Annotated in this window: 18 protein-coding genes; 5 read left to right on the top strand and 13 right to left on the bottom strand. The window is 61.6% G+C overall.

The window, feature by feature from the left end; all coding sequences use genetic code 11:
- Positions 1–54: 54 nt before the first annotated feature.
- The 4 genes from C9F12_RS06760 to C9F12_RS06775 are packed head-to-tail and all read left to right on the top strand — an operon-like array spanning position 55 to position 4,205.
- A complete protein-coding gene (locus C9F12_RS06760; protein ID WP_108448395.1) occupies positions 55–1,998 on the top strand; it encodes an ATP-binding protein in 1,944 nt (647 codons plus the stop codon).
- Positions 1,916–3,271 carry a DUF6638 family protein gene (locus C9F12_RS06765; protein ID WP_162816404.1) on the top strand — a complete coding sequence of 452 codons (1,356 nt, stop codon included), beginning with the start codon at positions 1,916–1,918 and terminating at the stop codon, positions 3,269–3,271. The genes C9F12_RS06760 and C9F12_RS06765 overlap by 83 nt, the downstream gene beginning before the upstream one ends.
- A 3-nt stretch (positions 3,272–3,274) precedes the next feature.
- On the top strand, positions 3,275–3,541 hold the full coding sequence (locus tag C9F12_RS06770; RefSeq protein ID WP_108448397.1) for a hypothetical protein: 267 nt from the start codon (positions 3,275–3,277) through the stop codon (positions 3,539–3,541).
- A 10-nt stretch (positions 3,542–3,551) separates the two neighbouring features.
- On the top strand, positions 3,552–4,205 hold the full coding sequence (locus C9F12_RS06775; RefSeq protein ID WP_108131099.1) for a DUF1523 family protein: 654 nt from the start codon (positions 3,552–3,554) through the stop codon (positions 4,203–4,205).
- Positions 4,206–4,745: 540 nt separating this feature from the next.
- Here C9F12_RS06775 and C9F12_RS06780 read toward each other — a convergent pair.
- The 13 genes from C9F12_RS06780 to C9F12_RS06840 all read right to left on the bottom strand — a co-directional run bounded on the left by C9F12_RS06780 (position 4,746) and on the right by C9F12_RS06840 (position 19,821).
- A complete protein-coding gene (locus tag C9F12_RS06780) occupies positions 4,746–5,750 on the bottom strand; it encodes an Rpn family recombination-promoting nuclease/putative transposase (RefSeq protein WP_108448398.1) in 1,005 nt (334 codons plus the stop codon).
- A 177-nt stretch (positions 5,751–5,927) separates the two neighbouring features.
- Positions 5,928–7,349 (bottom strand): aldehyde dehydrogenase family protein, encoded by a 1,422-nt coding sequence (locus C9F12_RS06785; protein WP_108448399.1) that lies wholly within the window; start codon positions 7,347–7,349, stop codon positions 5,928–5,930.
- A 70-nt stretch (positions 7,350–7,419) separates the two neighbouring features.
- Positions 7,420–8,382: an NAD(P)-dependent oxidoreductase gene (locus C9F12_RS06790; RefSeq protein ID WP_108448400.1), complete on the bottom strand. Its 963-nt coding sequence runs from the start codon at positions 8,380–8,382 to the stop codon at positions 7,420–7,422.
- Positions 8,383–8,541: 159 nt separating this feature from the next.
- The gene (locus C9F12_RS06795) at positions 8,542–9,477 is read right to left on the bottom strand and encodes a LysR substrate-binding domain-containing protein (RefSeq protein ID WP_108448401.1); all 936 of its coding nucleotides are present in this window, start codon (positions 9,475–9,477) and stop codon (positions 8,542–8,544) included.
- Positions 9,470–10,237 carry an IclR family transcriptional regulator gene (locus C9F12_RS06800; protein WP_108448402.1) on the bottom strand — a complete coding sequence of 256 codons (768 nt, stop codon included), beginning with the start codon at positions 10,235–10,237 and terminating at the stop codon, positions 9,470–9,472. Before C9F12_RS06800 ends, C9F12_RS06795 begins: the two co-directional genes overlap by 8 nt.
- Positions 10,238–10,329: 92 nt before the next feature.
- A complete protein-coding gene (locus C9F12_RS06805; RefSeq protein WP_108448403.1) occupies positions 10,330–11,946 on the bottom strand; it encodes a GMC family oxidoreductase N-terminal domain-containing protein in 1,617 nt (538 codons plus the stop codon).
- Positions 11,947–11,950: 4 nt separating this feature from the next.
- Positions 11,951–13,186, bottom strand: a complete 1,236-nt coding sequence (locus tag C9F12_RS06810; protein ID WP_045992607.1) for a mandelate racemase/muconate lactonizing enzyme family protein — start codon at positions 13,184–13,186, stop codon at positions 11,951–11,953.
- A 95-nt stretch (positions 13,187–13,281) separates the two neighbouring features.
- Positions 13,282–14,706, bottom strand: coding sequence for an aldehyde dehydrogenase (gene aldA, locus C9F12_RS06815; RefSeq protein WP_108448404.1), 1,425 nt, complete (start codon positions 14,704–14,706; stop codon positions 13,282–13,284).
- 231 nt (positions 14,707–14,937) lie between these two features.
- Entirely contained in the window at positions 14,938–15,918 is a 981-nt protein-coding gene (locus C9F12_RS06820) for an MDR family oxidoreductase (protein WP_108448405.1), read from the bottom strand.
- Positions 15,919–16,049: 131 nt separating this feature from the next.
- Positions 16,050–16,718, bottom strand: a complete 669-nt coding sequence (locus C9F12_RS06825; RefSeq protein ID WP_108448406.1) for a TetR/AcrR family transcriptional regulator — start codon at positions 16,716–16,718, stop codon at positions 16,050–16,052.
- A gap of 169 nt (positions 16,719–16,887) precedes the next feature.
- The gene (locus C9F12_RS06830) at positions 16,888–18,363 is read right to left on the bottom strand and encodes a sodium:solute symporter family protein (protein WP_108448407.1); all 1,476 of its coding nucleotides are present in this window, start codon (positions 18,361–18,363) and stop codon (positions 16,888–16,890) included.
- Positions 18,356–18,580, bottom strand: a complete 225-nt coding sequence (locus C9F12_RS06835; RefSeq protein ID WP_045992612.1) for a DUF3311 domain-containing protein — start codon at positions 18,578–18,580, stop codon at positions 18,356–18,358. Before C9F12_RS06835 ends, C9F12_RS06830 begins: the two co-directional genes overlap by 8 nt.
- Positions 18,581–18,624: 44 nt before the next feature.
- On the bottom strand, positions 18,625–19,821 hold the full coding sequence (locus C9F12_RS06840) for a M20 aminoacylase family protein (protein ID WP_108448408.1): 1,197 nt from the start codon (positions 19,819–19,821) through the stop codon (positions 18,625–18,627).
- A 173-nt stretch (positions 19,822–19,994) separates the two neighbouring features.
- Between C9F12_RS06840 and C9F12_RS06845 the strand changes: the two genes are divergently transcribed.
- The gene (locus C9F12_RS06845) at positions 19,995–20,885 is read left to right on the top strand and encodes a LysR family transcriptional regulator (RefSeq protein ID WP_045992614.1); all 891 of its coding nucleotides are present in this window, start codon (positions 19,995–19,997) and stop codon (positions 20,883–20,885) included.
- Positions 20,886–20,934 lie beyond the last annotated feature (49 nt).

The following is a 20,934-nucleotide window of genomic DNA, read 5'->3' on the forward strand; positions in this document are numbered from 1 at the left end:
GGTGCGAAGCAACAATAGATAACCGTGGCAGGAAGGCCCGGTAGCGAGGGATAGATGAGTCTTGACAGCGATCAGATGGAACTGCGCGAAGATGATATCCAGAGGCACTACGCTGCGGCTGAAAGGATGCTGGAGGGCTTTGATCACAGTCCTCGTATCGCCCGCCCACGGCAGCAGCTTACGCTTGACGAGAAAGAAATATCTCCAGGTATAGGTCGTGCTCGCAGGCTTCGATCGACCACGCCGGGGCTCGCCACACGCTCCACGGGGCGCCCGGATGGAGTGCACTTGGGGGAACGGATAGCGACAAGCAATGGAGGAGACCCATTGATGTCTCCGCTCCAGGCGACCGTCCAGCATGGCCTCCGGCGATCCATCGCGATTGCTCTGGCGATTGGCGAATGCTGGGCCGAGCGCAATGGCTTGCTGGAGCTTAAACAGGCCAATCTCTCTGGCTCACTGGCTTCATCGCGGCGTACCGAGTTCACGGAGCTGCTTGCCGCCGAGGCGCTGATCTCCACCCATGTTCTTGCCAACGCCTTGGCATGGCTATTGCTCGATCATGGCAGCGAGACACAGGTTGAGGTGGGCGAGTTACAAGAACTGGTTACTGACAACGCTCAACTGGCTCTTCATGGTGTCTTGTGGGAACTGGATCAGATTGTCGCTTTGCATGCCAGCGATGACGTTCACCTTGTTGCCGCCCTGCTTGCCTGGACCGAACAGTTGTTGGAGAAGGTGGTTCTAAGAGCAGAGAACGCTCCGCGACTGGGAACCTTCACCGCCAGCGTATGGAGAGTAGAGGCAGATAGGCTCACATTGAGAGGTTTCGAGCCGGCGCGTCGAGGTGGATCCAGTAATTTGAACATGGTGTTCAAGCGACCTGAAGAGGTCATCGGAAATCATATCGCCAAACACCAGGCGCAGAGGCTTGCCCGTATGGTGATGGCGTACGACTTTGAACGTCGCATGAACCCCTTCGCCGAGCTGGGAGGTTTTATCTTCACCTTCATGGGGGACGGTAAACCAGGCACCGGCAAGACCACTCTGATCCAGATGATGGCGGGATTGATTCATGACTACTGTCAAGTGGCGGGTTACCCCTTCCGCTACCAGAACTTCGGTGTTGACAATATTGACAGTTATCAAGGCAAGTCGGGACAGAACGCCAAGGCCTTCATTCATCATGTCATGGATCCTTCGGTGATAGGATTTGGAACTATTGATGATATCGACCAGATTGCTGGAAAGCGCGGTGACCGTCAGTCCTCCGCCGGGCAGCAGGAGGTGACTGCCGTGTTGATGGAGGCATTTGCCGGCGCCAATACCGTGGTAAGAGGGAATTGTACTTTCGGAATGTTTTCGAACTATCCGGAAAATGTCGACGACGCTCTTCGCCAGCGGGCGGGTGCCAGATTTCTGGTTGATGGACCAAAAACCAGAGAGGACTATATCGATATTCTGCATCTTTTGCTGGGTAGTCACCATGGTATCCCACTCGGAAAGCACGAACTCTATTCTTCTCAGAGCATAAAGCAAGCAATCGCTCAATCCTTTTCTTCCTACAATAGGCCTGCTGAGCCACGCCTGAAAGAGGTTTTTGATCGAGTTTTCGAGAAATTCGGCGATATTGATTCGGTTGCTGCTTTGGGGACATATCTGAAGGAGATTCAGCAGGTTGATGAGAGATTTACCGGTCGCGCAATAAAAAACATAAGCGACGCGGTTAAAGTTCGCTCGATGGATTTCGATATACCTGATGAGTGGATGGAGGTTCCGGATGTCTTTCTGGCCAAGGACTATGAAACGAAGAAGGCGATGATTTCAGAGCTTCGTGTCCCGATCACTTCAAATATGGTCCTTCAGGAAATCAATCGCTACGCTGACAGCGAGTTTCGCTATGCAGGAAGCTCCGATGAAGCAGCGATTGATGCCTTGGTACGTGATATGGAACGTCGTCACGAAGCTCAGCGTCGCTTCCAGGATGGCAGAGGGTGATCCTATGCAGAGGCTGATCGAAAGTGGTCTGATGTATTCCAATCTTTTCCACGTCGACTCGCCTGTGTTGGTGGATCGCTACAACAGAGCACTCGAGCACCTGACTGGTGCGACCACCCAGCTTTCCGAGTTTCATGTTGATGTTTCCGGGTATTCCCCGGAAGTTGGTTCAGAGTTGGGTGATCATCAGTATTTGAATCATGGTGGAGTCAATCGTCAATTCATTCTATTGAGTAACGAACAAGGCCGATGCCCCTTGCTCAACGCCCATTTTTCCACCAGTCGGCAAATCTTGAACCGATTTATCAGAGAGAATGAACGACAACTATTTGCCTTGACGGCGACCGACGCCATAGCCGGTGAATTGGAGAATTCTGTTTTCAGTGTCGAGAGCCCCCGGGACCTTTTCGATATTCGTCAAATCAAGGTGGTTGCGGACACGACGAATGGCACCATTGCCAAGGCAGGCCACCTTGCCAGGCTGGTGGATCGTTTCCACGATGAGAAGGATGGCTGGTTCAATGAACAACTGATCAACGAAATGATCAATGTTGCTCGTTGTACTGGTGATGTCACGCGGAACCCGGTCCAGCTCCAGCATGCTGTCTTCGAGCAGAGGAATTTCTGGACGTCTTTGTTTGGCGGTCTGTATATCTTTCAAGATATGGAGAAGCCGAGTGTTGTTGTGCGCGAAGAGAAGTACCGGCGCCAGCTGCCGTCGGCGCTTGTAATGCTGCTCGATGATCGACGTGATGTGGCCCGTTTTTTGAGCGACAACGAGCTCGTCGAGACTGTCGTCAAGTTTCCAGGCGATGAGGGTGTTGCTGTCCTGCGCCGAAAGCTGGACCTTATGCTTGGTCTGGAGTTGGCGAAAAAGTCTGTTGATTCAACTGGACATGCCGGGTCTCGACTACGTCGTCTTGCGGCCCGCAATGGCGTCTCACTACCCATGGAGTATGAAGGGCTGGCGTCCATTGTCCGGTGGGCAGAGGCCGGTGGAACAAGGCCAAAGGTCGGCATAAGTCACCCCGCCTACTTTGCCACCCTTCGTGCTGCTGATACGCCGGTGAAGGATCTGGTCAATATGCTGCTGGCGGAACTGGTTCCGAATGACGTTCTACAGCTCTATATCTGTCACAAGGATGAGTTCTATCGCCGCTACCGCAGCTGGCCACGTGAGGTCAGAGATTTTTCCGTCGATGCTATTGTTCGTGAGTATATCTCCGATAAAGACTCCGCTCGCGCCATGCTATTTGGCAGTAACAAGGAATAATGCGTGATTGCTTTTGCTCGCCTGATCCTGGTCGTCATGGTGCTTATGACGATCTGCTATATCATTGTCAATGTTTACCTTTTTTTTCGTTGGCGCAAGGGACTTGAAGATGAATGGAAAAGGCGTTCTTCAGCGGGTGACGAGAGAGTCTTTGTGCGAAGATCGATGCGTCGGTATCGTCGCCGCTGGCGGCCTATATTGATATCCTTGATTTATATCTTTCCCGTCACGTTGATGACTGTTTTGGTGTTTGTTATCAATTTTTTCTAGGGGGCAGTCAATGGCAATCGTGAAGTGGAGTTTCTGGGGTGTTTTCTGGCTGATGGTCGGAGCGGTCATGCATTATAGCCTTCCCCAGTATGACGTCGTTCGTATCGTCGATACCTACGAAAAGCGACAGGATATCAACGATTGGACGCGCATCTTTTGGTCTGATCCGGATGATTTGACCAATACGCTGGAAAATCGTGATGTTCAGTTCATACAAGCAGTTTTTCCCAGTGGTAAAGCGATCGTCTATCGCAATGAGGATACCGGCTGGAGCTGGCCACCTTACTTCAAGTTCGATACCGCAAATCTTTATACGGAGGCCAGTGACCGGATTTCGACACGGGCGGATCCTCAATGGGTTTCTATCATGCATTACGGTTGGCGCAACCAATTCTTTTCCATCTTTCCTAATGCTGTCTCGATTGAGTCGGTCGAAGGTCCCAATGACAAGCCATTCAATTGGTTTACATATGGTTTTCTGGTGCTGATGGGAAGCGCTGTCGCTTTCCTGTGGCGAGCCTGGGTGCGCTTCAGGCGGCGCCATCTCGACCCGGTGATGGAGGAAGTCGAAGGTGGCCTCGATAGTGCTGGTGAAGCTGTAAATCACCGTTGGCACCGTCTACGCCGATGGCTGGATACATGGAAGGGCCGCAACAGGCGCTAGGTGTCGGGTCGCGGATGAACCTCGGTTCTTGGAAAAACCGCATTGAAGGCGGTGTACTCGGAAACTGCGTCCGCGCACGCCCTGCTCGAAGTGCTTTGGCATCAGAGGCAACGACGGTGGAACAGATCGCCGAGCGCCGCCGGCAACGCTAGACCTATTGGTAGATTGCCCAGGCGCTGGGGATTGGCTAGGGCTTGTCTGAAAAGTGCCTGCGCTCGGTAATACGGCGTTAAAAAACGGCTGGTGCGCCAGCCCGGTCAAAATGCTCATTTACACCCCGTAAACTGCGCTTTCTCACCGATTTTTGCCTTGTCTAACCTTCGCTCGTCGACTTTTCGGACAGCGCCTAAAGCACGGTGGCACGTATTTTCAAGCGCGAGTGGGCCTATCCCTGGTTTTACGGAGCTCGGAGGAGTGAGGCCAGCAGCTGCGCGCCTGGCTTCATCAGGACAACTGGCACCGACCACATGCCTTCCTGAATGATCAGTCTCGCGTTGGCCGGCTGGCCCGCTCCGTGAACAACCTGGCGGGTTTTCACACCTAGCGTTTGAGTTCGTCTCTCAGCGTCCTGACCTGCGCGATGTCCAGCCCCGACAGATCCGCCACCGTCTGGTCGTCCAGCTGAGTCCGCTCGATCATGTTGCGGGCGACCTCCAGGCGAGCCTTCTGTTCACCCTTCTGTTCGCCCTTTTGTTCGCCCTCCTGCAGTCCTTCCTGACGTCCTTGCTTGCGGCCTTCCTGGCGGCCTTCTTCAAGACCCTGTTGCTTCCACTGCTCGGGCCATCGTTTTGCACGCTCGGCCAGCATGTTGTGTACCTCATTGAGTTCGTTAAGATTCTGCCACTCGGTTCCTTCGCTCTCGGGTATCCAGTTGGGCAGCAGCACGCGTTTGATCCAGATGGCGAAGTGACGGCGCAGACGAGTCTGGTCCGGCGCTTCGAGCCATCTTGCCAGCAGTCCGATCAGTTCGACCGCCTCCCTGGTGCCACGGTGGTGTTCCAGTCGGAATATGGCGGCTACCACGTTGCGTGCCTCCGGCGACCAATGCTCCGAGTCCACGATGGCGCCTTCGTCCAGCAGAAGATAGGGCATTCGTGGGCGGTATCGCTCCAGCTCCCTGGGCACGCTCTGAACGAGGTCCGATACGTCGACGGCGGCGTTCCAACGCTTCTCTCCATTGTAGAGCACGACGGGCAGCACCGGGGGCAACCTGGCGTGGGGCGAGAGCTTCTGCTGCTTGATCAGGTCCTGATACAGGAGGCCCACGTAGGTCATGATGCGCAGCGCCATGAAGGGATCGATGGTGCTCTGGAATTCGATCAACAGATAGACGTAGATCCAGTCATCGCCGAAGCGTGCGCGCCAGATGACGTCGGACTCCCGATCGCGCAGGTCGTCGCTGACAAAGCTGCTGCTGACCTTCTCCAGTGAGTCGAGGTCGAGATGCGCTATCCAGTCCTCCTTGATGAAGCCTGTCAGGAGGTCTCGAATGACTCTAGGTTCGCTGAACAGCAGTTTGTAGCTGTGGTCGTGCTGGTGGTTCATGGGATATCAGCCGCCGACTGGCGAGAGCCAGTAATGGAAGGAGATGGCAATCATCCTGGCGGCTAATGGCTGGCATGTACGGCTACGGAGTCGATTGGGTGGAAACCTGACCAAATGTCAGAAGTTTGAGCAAAGTCTTGTTCAGATCTTTTTAGAGAGAGGCGTAGTGACAAGCCCTCAGCCCCCCAGGATGGCCTTGGTTTCCAGATATTCCTCCAGGCCCTCTTCGCCCCATTCGCGACCGTTGCCGGATTGGCCGTAGCCGCCGAAGGGGGCATCGAAGGAAAAGTCCGCCCCTTGCAGGTAGCACTGGCCGGCCTTGAGCCGGCGGGCGATGGGCAGGGCGGCTTCGGCGCTGGCGGCGTAGACGGCGGAAGACAGCCCATAGGGCGTGCCGTTGGCGATCTCGATGGCCTGTTCCAGGTCGTCGTAGGGAATCAGGCACAGCACCGGGCCGAAGATTTCTGAGCGTGCGATCGCCATGTGGTTGCTGACGTCGCTGAAGAGGGTGGGGCGAACATAGTAGCCCTGCTCCAGCCCCTCAGGGGCCTCGGTACCACCCAGCATCAAGCGCGCTCCCTCGGCGATACCCTGCTGAATGTATTGGCGTACGCTGTCGCGCTGGCGCCGGGACACCAGCGGCCCCATGGTGGTGGCGGTGTCCGCCGGGTCGCCCACCACCTGCTCCCGGGCGACCGTCAGGGCGATGCGTTCGGCGTCGGCCAGACGAGAACGTGGTATCAGCATGCGGGTGAAGGCGTCGCAGGTCTGACCACTGTTGGCCATCACGTTTTCCACCCCGAAGCGCACCGCCCGGGGCAGGTCCGCGTCCGCGGTGATGATCAGCGGCGACTTACCCCCCAGCTCCTGGCACACTCGCTTGACCCCGGCGGCGGCGTTGATGGCCACCTCGATACCGGCGCGGGTGGAACCGGTGAAAGACACCATGTCGACCCCAGGGTGGCTCGCCAGCAGAGGGCCGATCTCGTTGCCGGAGCCCGTCACCTGGTTGAAGACCCCGGCGGGGAGGCCGACGCTCTGAAAGATCTCGGCCATGATGAAGTCCTGCAGCGGTGTCTGTTCGGCTGGCTTGGTGACCACGGTACAGCCTGCCGCCAGGGCCGGGGCCAGCTTGCCGATCAGCTGATGCAGTGGGTAGTTCCAGGGGTTGATCAGCGCGCACACGCCGACCGGCTCGCGGACGATGGCGACGCCATTGCGGCGTTCGATCTCTTCGGAACGCAAGGCCCGCTCGGCGTAGTAGCGCATGCCTTCGATGGGGCCATCCACGTGCATGGCGGGTGTGATCTGGACCGGGCAGCCCAGGGTGATGACGTGCGCCTCGACCAGGTCTGCGTGGCGCCTTTGCATCTCGTCGGCGACGGCGAGAAGTATCTCGCGCCGTTGCCCGGCGGGGGTCGCCGACCAGTCGGGCAGAGCGCGCCGCGCCGCCTCGACGGCGGCGTCGATGTCCGCTCGGTGCGCTCTTGGCACCGAGGCGCACAGATTCTCGGTGGCAGGGTCGAGGATGCCAAAGCGCTCGCTGTCGCTGGGCGTGTGCCAGCGGCCATCGATAAAGAAGTGTTCTCTGTAGTGCATGGCGAGGTCCTCGTTGGCTCGGATGATGATCAAGACCGGCGTATGCCGTCGCGGTCAGCCTGGCAGCCCTTTATCCGGACCTGCCGCGCACGACCACTTCATGGCCGACCTCTTCCGGCTCGGTGTCGGTCAGTTCGGCGGGGAAGCCGTCGCCGAGCACCTCGACGTCGCAGTCGTCCTCGAGGCGCCGGATGATGTTGGATGACCACTCACGGGGGCCATAGCGCTCTTGGCCATCCTGAAAGATGTCGAGCAGCAGCGGCGATATCTCGAGGGGCACCTCGAGGCTTCTGGCCAGGGCGTCGAACAGGCCCACGTCCTTGAGCACCAGATCCATGGTGAAGCTGATATCGCGGCTACCGTTGAGAATGACCTGGGATTCGGTCTCGTGGACAAAGGAATTGCCCGAGGAGATACGGATGGCCTCGAAGGCGGTGTTCATGTCCAGGCCGGCCTTGCGAGCCACGGTCAAGGCCTCGGCCACCGAACACAGATTGGCGGTGGCGAGGTAGTTGGTCAGTACCTTGAGCATCGAGGCCGTGCCCAGAGGTCCGGTGTGCAGGACCCGACGCCCCAGGGTGGTCAGCACCGGCAACACCCGTTCAAAGGTGTCGCGATCACCGCCGGCGAAGATCGAAATGTTGCCGGTGGCGGCGCGGTGGCAGCCGCCGGAGACCGGTGTCTCCATGGCGAGGGCGCCGGTGGCGGCGACCCTGGCGGCGATGCGTACCAGTTCCTGGGCATCGGTGGTGCTCATCTCCAGCCACACCTTGCCGGCAGAGAGCCCGGCGATGACCCCATCCTCGGCTTCCATTACCGCGCTGCAGGCGCGAGGAGATGGCAGGCAAGTGATGATCATATCGCTGGCCTCGGCCACTGCTCTGGGGCTGCTGGCGGCGGCAGCGCCCTGGTCGATGAAGCGTCGAGTGATCTCGGGGTCGAGGTCGCGGATCGTGACGTGATAGCCGTTGCGCAGCAGGCTGCCGGCGAGCTTGCCGCCGACGTTGCCAAGTCCGATAAAGCCGATGTTCATGGGAGGTCATCTCATGCCGGTGAGCCGATCACCTTGCAGTGACATCCTTGCGCGGTGGCGGATGAAATGCTGCAGGTAGGCTTCACGCTAGGCACGGCGGGGGCAGACGACAATTCATCTTTTCTTGGTGATTGGTCACTTTTGTTGAGTGAAGGCGACTCAGCCCCGCTGACTCAGCAGCCAGGTGCTGAAGGCCTCCACTCGCGGATCGTCGGCCAGATGGGAGGGGTAGGCGATGCCCCATTCGCCGCTGGCGGGCTGTACCTTGCCCGCCGGGTTGATCAGCCGACCCGTCGCCAGGTCATCCTCGGCGAAGGGGCCATTGACCAGGGCGACGCCTTCACCTCGGGCGGCCATCTCGAGCGCCGCCGCCAGGGTGTCGACCTGAAGGGCGCGTGGTGGCGCGGGCCGTGTGGCAGAAGGCGACTGGGTGTCGAACCAGCCCTGCCAGCTCCAGCTCTCGGTGTAGACGCTGATCAGCGGGAAGGCCTGCAGCGCCTCGGGGGATAGCGGCAACGAATGCCCCATCACCAGCGAGGGGCTGCACACAGGGGTCAGCGTCGAGGGAAACAGCGGTGTCCAGTCAAGTCGAGAGGGTAGTGGGCCATCACGGAAGAGGATGGCGATATCGGCGTGAGCGCTGTCGAAGGTCCAGTCCAGGCTGTAGGTCTTTATCCTCAGTTCGGTCTCGGGATAGCGCTGGTGAAATTGTGCCAGTCGTGGGGCCAGCCAGCGGATCGAGGTGGTTACGTAGACCTGCACGCGCAGAGGCTCAAGGCAGGACTGGCGACGCAGTGTTTCGGCGCCCAGGATCAGCGCTTCCAGGGCGTCGCGCACAACAGGGTAGAAACGTCGCCCGGATGCGGTGAGCTCGATATGCCGACCCCGGCGGGCGAACAGTTTCGTCCCCAGGCTCTGCTCCAGACGCTGTATCTGGTTGGCGATGGCGGGGTGGGAGAGGTGCAGCTCCTCGGCTGCGGCGCGCAGGCTTGATAGTCGCGCCGCGGCCTCGAATCCCTTCAGCGCACTCAAGGGCGGCAGGCGATCCAGCGGCAGCGGTGCCGTGGATGTCTGATGACGCGGGACGTCAGACAACGCGGGACGACAGCTGGCGCGCGGCCTGCACCAGGTTCTTGGAGTAGCGGCGCGCCTCCTGGGGGCTCAGGGTGTCGCTGCTGATGGCGGCGCTGATCGCTGCGATGGGCTCGTTGCGCAGGTTGAGCACCGGTGCGGCGATGCAGCTGACGCCCTGCTCAGGCGCGCCGTTGGAGGTGGCGTAACCGAGCCGATGGGCCCGCCCCAGTTCCGCCATGACGCCTTTCACTCCCTTGTTCTCGGGAGCAAGACCAAGCTCGTCGGCGAGATAGCCCTGCCAGGAGTCCTCGTCGCGCATTGCCAGGATGATCTTGCCACTGGCGGCTTCGTGCAGCGCCATGGTCTTGCCCACGTAAAGGTTGAAGTTTGCACCGCTGGCACCGTCGATCTTGGTCACCACCACTACCTTGTTGCCGATGGGCACGCACAGAAAGATGGTCTTGTGGATTTCGTTTTTCAGGATTTCCGCGATCGGATAGAAGTAGGGTATCAGGCTCTGCTTATTATAGATGGTGGAGGATATCTGGAAGATGCGTGAGCCGATGCAGTAGGACTTCTTGCGGCTTGGATCCTGGGCCACCAGCTGGTGGTGAAGCAGGGCGTTGATGACACGGTGACCGGTGGCCGGCGAAATACCGGTAGCGTCACAGATTTCCGAAAGCGTCATGGGATAGCTGGTGGCCGCCAGCAGGTCCAGGATCATGACGCTATGATCGACCGCCGGAGCCTTGGTCTTTTCCGAGGTCCTTTCCGAATTCATGATCAGCCGCGGTCTCCAAAACGCGAATGCGAGGACGAATGCAGATGACTCGTCCGGTCAGGCTCAGGGGCGATGTGGCTCCTGGGCGTCGTTCAGATCGGGTGGTCCTGAAGGATCAGGTCGGCCCCCTTTTCCGCCACCATCATCACCGGTGCATTGAGGTTACCCGAGGTGATGTTGGGAAAGATCGAGGCGTCGATGACCCTGAGCCCGGACACGCCATGCACCCTGAGACTGCCATCGACCACCGCCTCGCGAGGGTCGGGCCCCATGGCGCAGGTACCGCACAGATGATAGATGGAGCCTGCGTTGGCGCGAAAGTACTCTAACATGCTTTGGTCATCGTGGACGGCATCCGCCGGAGTGACCTCGGCGTCGATGACGGCACCCAGGGCCGCCGTTTCGGCCAGCGCGCGAATGAGCCGGCTGCCCTGAATGGCCTCGTCCTGATCTCGCCGGCTTCCCAGATAGTTCGGCCGGATCACCGCCGGCTCATTGGCATCGGCGCTGGCCAGCTCGATGGCGCCACGACTGTCGGGACGGCAGGAATTGAAGGCCAGCAGGAAGCCGGAGTAGGCATCCGCGGTCAGTGTCGTGTCCGGCGGTGCCGGGATGCGATAGGACAGCGGGTTGAAGTAGAGCTGGATATTGGGCACGGGTTCGTCGGCATGGCCGCGAAAGAAGCCGCCGGCCTGGTTGACGCTCATCGCCAGCGGGCCGCTGCGATTGATCAGGTACCTCATCGTTGCCCTGGTCAGGCCGGGCAGAGAGTTGAAGTCGTCGTTCAGGGTCCGGCAGTTGGCGCGATAGAAGTAGCTGACGGCCAGGTGATCCTGCAGGTTTCGGCCCACGCCGGGCAGCTGCTGGAGCGCTGCGATCCCGTGTTGTCGCAGCTTCTCGCTGTCCCCGAGCCCCGATAGCATCAGCAGCTTTGGCGAGTCCACCGCACCGGCGCAGACGATCACCTCGCGGCGTGCGCGCAGGGTCTTCAACTGGCCTTGCTCTCGGTATTCAATGCCGCTGGCGCGACGCTGATCGTCGAACAGCACCCGTTGAACCTGGCTGACGTGCTTGAGGGTGAGATTGGAGCGCTCGAGCGCCGGCTTCAGGTAGGCAGTGTTGCTGGAATCGCGACGGCCTCGGCGGATGTTCGTCTCATAGAGGCCGGCACCTTCGATGGAGGCGCCATTGAAGTCGTCATTGAGCGGGTAGCCGAGTTCATCGGCAGCCCTGAGGTAGGACTGGCAGATCGGATGGGCGATTTCCTTGAGCGGGGTGATGCCGATCAGTCCCTGGCTCGAGTGGAATTCGGTATCGCCCGCAGGGTGCTGCTCGAGTTTCCTGAAATAGGGCAACAGCGCCTGGTAGCCCCACCCCGGGTTGCCCGCGCGCTCCCAGTCATCGAAGTCCGATGGCTGGCCTCGCACATAGATCATGGCGTTGATCGAGCCCGATCCTCCCTGGACCTTGCCCCGGGGTGTGTAGATCCGCCGGTTGGCCAACGCCGGCTCCTCGGCGCTGTAGTACATGTAGTTGTAGCCGGGGTGATAGTAGGTCTTGGCAAAGCCCACCGGCACCCGAAGCCAGGGGGAACTGTCACGGCCGCCGGCCTCGACGATCAGTACCTTGTGGCGTCCGCTGGCACTCAGCCGGTGGGCCAGCACGCAGCCTGCGGAACCTGCACCGACGATGATGAAGTCGTAGTCCATCGCCTCAGGCCTCCGGTCGGGTCTTCCAGCGGGTGCAGGACTGCTGGACGACGTCGTAGGGCGTGGCGTCCATGCTCAGGTGCAGGCGCTTGCCGGTGTAGGGCGAGTGGGCCCTGACCACCGCCATGTCCAGTTCCACCCCGAGCCCCGGTCGATCGGAGGGAATGATAAAGCCGTCACTCCACTCGATCTTGGCTTCGAGCACCTCGGCGTGGAAGCCGTCCCAGGTGCCGATGCTCTCCTGGATCAGGAAGTTGGGTGTGGTGGCGGCGAGCTGAATGCTGGCCGCCGCACCCACCGGGCCGTTGTACAGGTGGGGCGCTATCTGGGCGTAGTGGACCTCGGCCAGGGCGGCGATCTTCTTGCCTTCGAGGATGCCGCCGACCCGGCCAAGGTTCATCTGCAGGATCGAGGCGGCCTGGTGGCGCAGCAGGTCATGGAACTCGTACTTGGTGGTCAGCCGCTCACCGGTGGCCACCGGGATGGAGGTATGGTCGGCGACCCTGGCCATGGCCTCGCTCTGGCCGGGTGGCACCGGCTCCTCGAACCACAGCGGGTCAAAGGGTTCGAGGCGCTTGGCCAGGCGGATCGCCGAGGCCGGCGTCATCTGGCCGTGGGTACCGAACAGCAGGTCGCAGCCGTTGCCGACCGCCTCACGGATGCGCTGGCAGAAGGTTGCGCTCTTTTCCAGCGCCTCCAGTGACAGCATATGCCCGCAGTAGGCGGTGTAGGGGCCCGCCGGATCGAACTTGAGCGCGGTAAAGCCGAGGGCCTTCTGCTCCAGGGCGCACTCCACCGCCAGCTCGACATTGTCGTAGTCATAGTCGCCGCCGGGGGCCCGGGGGTAGAGATAGGTGTAGGAGCGCAGCCGGTCGTGGAGCTTGCCGCCGATCAGTGCATGTACCGGCTGGCCGGCCGCCTTGCCGACGATGTCCCAGCAGGCCATCTCGAGGCCGCTGAGCACCCCCATCATGGTCAGGTCCGGGCGCTGGGTGAAGCCGCTCGAGTAGGTCTCGCGATACAGCCGTTCCAGATGGTGGGGATCCCGTCCCTTCAGGTAGCGCTCGAACACGTCCTCGATGGCGGCGACCACCACCTGCGGGTGGAAGGTCGCCGCATAGACCTCGCCGACGCCCTCGATGCCACAGGCGGTTCCCAGTTTGACGAAGATCCAGTACATGCCGCCGATGTGGGGCGGAGGTGTGGCGACCACATGGCTTTCACAACTGACGACTTTCATGAACGGCGAGTCCTCTGAAAAGGGCAGCAAGCGGCCGACCGCCCGGCGTAGACGCGGCGGTGATGGGCTTGGGTGTGGGGTGGCGCGGGATGGCGTCAGTAGTTCAATACCACCAGCCGGGTCTGGGTGTAGTCCAGCATGCCGTGCTTGCCGTCGTCGCCACCGAGGCCCGAACGCTTCCAGCCGGCGTGGTAGCCCTGGTAGGGGTCCGATGGGGTGCGATTGATGTAGACCTCGCCTGCCTCGATGTTGTGGGCCACCTTCATGGCGGTGCGGTAGTTCTCGGTGAACACCACCGAGGCAAGGCCGAACTGGTGGTCGTTGGCCAGCGCCAGGGCTTCATCCACATCGGCGTAGGTCAGCACCGGCAATACCGGGCCGAAGATCTCTTCCTGGACGATCTCCATGTCCTGGCGGCAGTCGGTCAGCAGGGTCGGCGGGTAGAAGTGTCCGGGGCCAGGGGGAATCACGCCGCCGGTGGCCAGGGTGGCGCCGTCGTCGATGGCACGTTCGACCATCTGGTGGACATTGAGGCGGGTGTTCTCGTTGATCAGGGGGCCCATGTGGCTGGGGTCCTCGGCACGATTGCCGAAGGTGCAGGCCTCCATGTTGGCCTTGAGCAGGGCGATGAAGGGCTCGGCGATGGACTGATGCACGTAGACCCGCTCGATGGCGGTACACAGCTGGCCGCAGTTGGTGGTCTTGGAGGCCACGATCTGACGGGCGGCCTGCTCGAGGTCGGCGTCGGGCTCGACGATGGCCGGTGACTTGCCACCCAGTTCCAGCGACGACTTGGCGATATTGACCTGGGAGTACTCCAGCACCTTGCGGCCGGCGCCGACGCTGCCGGTGAGGGTGATCATGCCGACCCTTGGGTGAGTACACACGGCCTCGGCGGTGGCGTGGTCCATGCTCAGGATGTTGACCACCCCCGGCGGGATCTCGGCCGCCTGGACGGCCCTGGCAATTTCGAAGGCCGAACGCGGAGTGTTGTTGCTCGGGCGCACGATCACGCTGTTGCCGGTGATCATCGCCGGTGCAATCTTGCGCAGCAGGGTGAAGACGGGGTAGTTGAAGGGAATCAGGCAGGCCACCACGCCGATCGGCTCCCGAGTGAGCAGCAGGCTCTCGTCAGGGGTGTCGCTGGGCACGATATCGCCCTCGATCCGTCGCGCCCATTCGGCGTGGTAGCGGGTGATATCGGCCGCGTATACCGCCTCGTTGGTGGCGTCCTCGAGGCTCTTGCCCGACTCTTCGGCCAGCGCCCGCCCAATGGCCTCGCGACGCTCCATCAGGGCGTCGGCCAGGCGCTGCATATGTACCGCCCGCTCGGCACTGGTCAGCCTGCGCCAGTGCTTCTGGGCCCTGGCCGCGACCTCGACAGCTTCCATCGCCTGGGCGTTGGTGGCGGCCTGGACCTCGCCCACCATCGCTCCCGTGGCGGGGCAGTAGACCGGGATCATGCTGGCCTGGGGGGCGCTGACAAAGTCGTTGTTGATGAAGTTCCCATCGGTGCTCATGGCTGATTCCTCGTCAAGTTCAAACCAGCCTAGGAAGCGACCCTGAGGGCGTCAAGAAAATTCCCTATGTAGAAATAAAATTCCGCATATGGAATATGTGGCGGTGTGCTGGTGCCTGTATGCGAGCCGGCAGGAAGCCATGACAGCGCCAGGTAAGGCCCGAGAAAGCGCCGAGGAAAGCAACATCAGGCGCCCTGCCGGCGACGGCCAGCAGGGCACGTGTCATCGGGCCTAGCGGGTGGCGACCACCACGCGGCCTCTGACCTTACCTTCCATCAGGCGCTCTGCGGTGGTGATGGCCTCGCTCAGCGGGATCTCGCTGGCGATGTCGTCGAGACGCTCTTCAGGCATCAGCTCGGCCAGGCGCTGCCAGGCTTCCAGGCGAACTTCTCTGGGCTGCATCACGCTGTCGATGCCGGCCAGGGTCACGCCGCGCAGGATGAAGGGCATCACCGTGGCGGGAAGGTCCATGCCCTGGGCCAGGCCGCAGGAGGTCACCGTGCCGCCGTAGCGGGTCGAGGCCAGCACATTGACCAGGGTGTGGCTGCCGACGCTGTCGACGGCACCCGCCCAGCGTTCCCTGGCCAGGGGCTTTCCGGGCTGTTCGAGCTCGCTGCGGTCGATGATCGAGGTGGCGCCCAGTGCCTTCAGATAGTCCGCCTCCTCGACCTTGCCGGTGGAGGCAACGACTTCGTAGCCCAGCTTGGCCAGCAGGGTGATGGCAAAGCTGCCGACGCCACCGCTGGCGCCGGTGACCAGCACCTCGCCCTGGTCCGGGGTCACCCCGTGGCGCTCCAGCGCCAGCACCGAGAGCATGGCGGTGTAGCCGGCGGTGCCGATGGCCATGGCGTTTCTGGTGCTGAAGGCTTCGGGCAGCGGGATCAGCCAGTCGCCGTTCAGCCTAGCCTTCTGGGCCAGCCCGCCCCAGTGCTTCTCGCCGACGCCCCAGCCGTTCAGGACCACCCGGTCACCCGGCTGGAAGTCCTGGTGCTGCGAGGCTTCCACCACGCCGGCAAGGTCGATGCCCGGGACCATGGGGAAGGACTTGACCACCGGGCCCTTGCCGGTGATGGCCAGCCCGTCCTTGTAGTTCAGGGTGCTGTAGTCGACGTTCACGGTCACGTCGCCCTCGGGCAGGGCCTGGTCATCAAGTGCCTCGATGGCGGCCTTCTGAGTGTCGCCTTCCTTGCGGATCACGATGGCGTCGAACATGGCGGTCTCCTTTTTAGACGGTTTGTCTATAAATTGGCGCAAGCAGTATCAGGGCGCCGTATACGACCCCGCAGGAGCGGGCTCTTGGTTCAGTGTCGGACTATTGTCAAGTCAGGTCGGCTCAGTTCAGTTCATGGCGACGGACGACCCTGGCGTTGGGTGTCCAGGCTCGAAAAGAAGCTGTCGGTGAACACATCGATCGGGCGCGGGCTGCGTTCCAGCCTGGCGCGCATGATGGCGCCCTCCCAGCCGATCCAGAAGGCCTCGGCCAGCCGGTCAGGGTCTCTGTCGGAGGCGATATCGCCGTGGTGGCGGGCTTCTTCCAGGCAAGCGGCGAGACGTCGTTGCCAGTCGGCGAGCGTGGCGATCAGCTGCTCGCGGTAGTCCGGTGGCAAGCCAGCCGCCTCCTGACCGAGATTGCCCACCAGACAGCCACGGCGATAGTCGTGGCGTGCCATGCCGGCCTTGGCATCGTCGACAAAGGCCTGCACGCGCTCGAGCGGTGGCCGGGAATCGTCTTGCAGATGGCGGTCTAACTTGTCGGCAAAATAGCGGGCGTAGCGCTCGAGCACCGCCTGGCCGAAGGCTTCCTTGCTGGCAAAGTAGTGATAGAAGGAACCCTTGGGCACCCCGGCACGCTTGAGCATGCCGTCGAGTCCCGCGCTCAGAAAGCCGTGTTCGGTCAGGGTCTCGAGGCCGCTGGCGATCAGCGCCGCTCTGGCGTCGCCCTGGGTGGCGCCGACGCTGTAGTCGGTCTTCGGCGGTCGCCCCCGGCGCCTGGCTATCGTCGGATTGGTCATGCAATGATTTTAGACCAGGTGTCTATAAAATCAATGATGGGGCTGACCACGAGAGGAAACGAGAAGACACGCGAGGGTGGCCACGGGGGGCGACAGCGTCACCTGACACGACACCAGCGGCCCGGTATCGGGCCGCTGGCGCTTGGAGCAGGTCATCGACGAGGGTCTATCAGACCTGGGGTGACAGGCACTCGACCGGCGAGCGAGACTCGCGCGACTTGCGCATCAGGCTGATGACGACAAAGATCGCCGAGTTGACCACCAACCCGCAGAAGCCCGGGTGCCAGCCGAAAGGCGCATCGATGCCGAATTGCAGCAGCAGGGTGATGACGGCGCCGACACTCAGCCCGATAAAGGCCGCGGTCTGGGACGCGCGACGCCAGAACAGGGCACCCAGCAGCATCGGCAGCAGTTGCACAATAATGCCGTAGGCTCCGAGCAGCAGGCTGACCAGCGAGCCGGGGTTGGCCAGTGCCAGCAGGTACGCCATCAGCGATATCGCGATGACCCCGTAGCGCGTCAGTGACAGCGCCTTGTGCTCGGGCAGGGCGCGCATCCTGGGCGTGAACTGGACCACGTCACGTACCAGGATGGTGGCCGAGGTGTGGGCCAGGTTGGCGGCGGTCGACATGGCCGCCGCCAAGGCGCCGGACAGTGCCAGTCCGATCACCCAGGCGGGCAGGTCGGCGAGTTCCACCACGATGGTCAGCAGCACCCGGTCAGGCGAATCCAGTGGCGTGTCGGCGAGCAGCACGATGCCGGCGAAGCCGATGATCAGCAGCGGTACCAGCAGGTAGCTGTAGAGCGGGTAGAGCACAAAGACACGCTTGAGCGTCCTGACGTCCTTGGCGCTGTAGAACTTCATGAAGATGTGAGGCCACATCACGCAGCCCAGCGCGCTGACCAGCACCGCAGTGGAGAAGGCGCCCCAGCCCATCCCGGTGGCACCGGGCATGGTCAGATATTCCGGCGCCTGGTCCTTGATCTGCTGGAACATTTCACCGACGCCGCCGAAGAACTGCTTGGCCGTGGTCAGCCCCAGTGCCCAGGCGATGACGACCATCATCAGGCCCTGCATCAGGTTGGTCCAGCCGATGCCCTGAAGGCCGCTGGCGTAGACGTAGGCGGCCACCACGCCGCAGGCCAGTAGACTGCCCAGCCAGAACGGAATGGTGCCAGAGGTCGCCGCTTCGAACAGCATGCCGGCGCCAGCGATCTGGATGGTCAGGTAGGGAATCATCGCCAGCACGCTGACGACACCGATGACCAGGCCCAGCACATTCTTTGGAGTGGGGTAGCAGGCCGACAGAAACTCGGCCTGGGTCAGAAAGCCGTGGCGGCGACCCAGCCGCGAGATATGCGGCGCGATCAGCCACCACACGATCACCGCCAGCGTCAGGTAGGCGATGATGTAGAACGCCGGGGCGCCCTTGCTGTAGGCCCAACCCGGTGCACCGAGGAAGGCAAAGGCGGAGAAGATCTCGGCACCGAGGATGAAGAACAGCACCAGCAGGCCCATATGGCGACCGCCCGCCACGTAGCCTTCCAGCGAGGAGCCCTGGCCACGCCTTGCGCGCAGGCCCACCAGCAGCACGATGACCAGATAGCCCACCGTCATGGCGGTGATCAGCAGAGAATCACTCATGGTCTGCCTCCTCGCCGGTATCCTTGCGATAGGCGATCAACAGGCCCACGAACAGCGCGAAGACCCAGGCCACGTACCAGAACATGAAGAACGGCATGCCGAGCACCATCGGATCGATGCGATTGGCGATCAGCGCACCCGGCCACACCATGGCCAGGGTGCACAGCACGAAGTAGATCAGCAGGCCCTTGGAAGGCATGCCTTTTTGGTGGTTCATGGGAAGACCTCTTGTTGTTGAGTGTGGTCGTTGTCGGCATCGCCTCAGCGATGGTCGCTCAAGGCGCCAAGAGCGATGGCAACCAGCAGTCGGCTGCCCACGGGAATGATGGCGTCGTTGAAGTCGTAGCGAGCGTTATGAAGCGGCGGGGTGGTGTCCGATTCGGCGCTGCCGAGGAAGAAGTAGGCTCCCGGGCACTTTTCGAGCATAAAGGCGAAGTCTTCACCACCAAGGCTGGGATTCACGTCGCGCTCCAGTGCGGTCTCGCCCAGCAGTTCCTTCGCGGTGGCGATGACGTGGTCGGTCGCCGCCGGGTGATTGACCGTGGCCGGAAAGATGCGCTGGTGATCGACCTCGATCTCGCCGCCGTAGGTCGCCGCCACACCATCGCAGGTGCGCTGGATGGCCTCGGCGATGCGATCCTGGGTAGCGCTGTCGAGGGTTCGCACCGTGCCGCTCAGTCGGACCTCGTCGGGAATGATGGCGAAGCCGTCGAGTTCACCTCCCTTGATGCCGCACAAGCTCAGTGCCGCTGGAGACAGCGGGTCGGCATCGCGCGAGACCACGCTGTGCAGGGCCTGGATCAGAGCGCCGGCCATTCTGACCGGGTCGGTAGAAAGGTGTGGGTTCACCCCGCCGTGGCCGCCCTTGCCGCGGATGCAGATATCCAGGCGATCGGTGGCGGCCATGATCGGGCCCGGGCGAATCGCCACCTGCCCCAGGGGCAGAGCCGGCCAGTTGTGCAGGCCGTAGATCGCATCCATGGGGAAGCGCTCGAACAGCCCCTCCTCGACCATCGCTCGTCCACCGCCCAGGCCTTCTTCCGCCGGTTGGAACACCAGCTGGATGGTGCCGGAAAAATCGCGGTGGCGGGCGAGGTAGCGAGCGGCGCCGATCAGCATGGTGGTGTGGCCATCGTGGCCGCAGGCATGCATGACACCAGGCACTTCGGAGACATGGCCGTGGTCGCTTGCCTCCTGAATCGGCAGCGCGTCCATGTCGGCGCGCAGGCCAATACGGCGACCGTTGTCGGGGCCAAGCCCTCTGATGGTGGCCACGACACCGGTGCTGCCCAGGCCGTGGTCGAAGGGTATGTCGAGCCGCTCGAGTTCATCGCAGACACGCGCGGAGGTGGCGTGTTCCTTGAAGCCGAGTTCCGGATGCCGATGAAAGTGCTGGCGCAGTTCGGTCAGACTGCTGTGTTGGTCGTCGAAGAAGGTGGGGTCGATAGGCTGGGTCATGATATTCCGGACGCTTGTTGATTGTGTCCTTCATCATGGTTGGCGGTATGTCATAGATAAAATATTATTATTTTTATATTTCCATGCTTTTATTGTATGGATTTGCCGTATGAGCCGTCGACTTGGGTGAATCCTGGCACTGGCGTGGTGGCCCCGCTCAACAAGGATCGAACATGGACTTCAAGCAGCTGCGCTACTTTCTGACGGTGGTCGAGGAGGGCGCGATTTCCAGCGCGGCAAGAAAGATCCCGTTGGCCCAGCCGGCCTTGACCCGCCAGCTCAGGCTGCTGGAGGAGTCGGTGGGAGCCACCCTGCTGGAGCGATCACGTCAGGGCGTAAGCTTGACCGCTGCGGGGGTTGCCTTTCACGGCGAAGCGCGACGACTGTTGCGAGAGTTCGAGACCGCCAAGCTCGATGCTCGTCGGATTGCCGATGGACAGCTCGGACAGCTGCGTCTGGGCGTCACCGTCATGCACCTGTGGGTGCCTCAGATCGTCAAGCTGCTCAACGGGTATCGCCAGCGTTACCCGGACGTCAGCCTCAAGGTACAGTCGCTGCTGTCCGCGCCCCAGGTGGAGGCGCTGCGCCATCATCAGCTGGATGCGGGGATGCTGTTCTTTCCCCCTGACGATGATGATCAGCTCGACAGCCACTGCCTCTATGAAGACCGTCTTGTGCTGGTAGCCAGCGAAGGGTCGCGCCTGGCGCAGCATCCCCCCTCTCGACTGGCGGACCTGGCCGGTGAAGACTTCATCTGGTTCGAGCGTAGCGCGACACCGGTCTATCACGACAAGCTGATCCATGCCTTTCAGCGACGTGGCTTCACCCCCCACGTGGTGCAGGAAGGCACCGACAACGCCACCATGCTGTGCCTGGTGGCGGCGGGCATGGGCTGCACGATATTGCCGGAAATGACCATGGCCGGGGCCCCGGAAGGCGTGGTCAGCTTTCCTCTGGAGGATCTGGATATAGTGCTGCCACTGATGCTGGTCTGGCGCAGGGATGCCAGCCTGCCGGCGGTCCGACGCTTGATCGAGGTGGCAGAGTCGCAATCGCTGGCCTGAACGGCCGCGCCCTGTTATCTGCGCTTGGCCTGGTGCCGTGCAAAAGGCC

It is taken from the genome of Halomonas sp. BN3-1, assembly GCF_003056325.1.
Taxonomy (GTDB): domain Bacteria; phylum Pseudomonadota; class Gammaproteobacteria; order Pseudomonadales; family Halomonadaceae; genus Halomonas; species Halomonas litopenaei.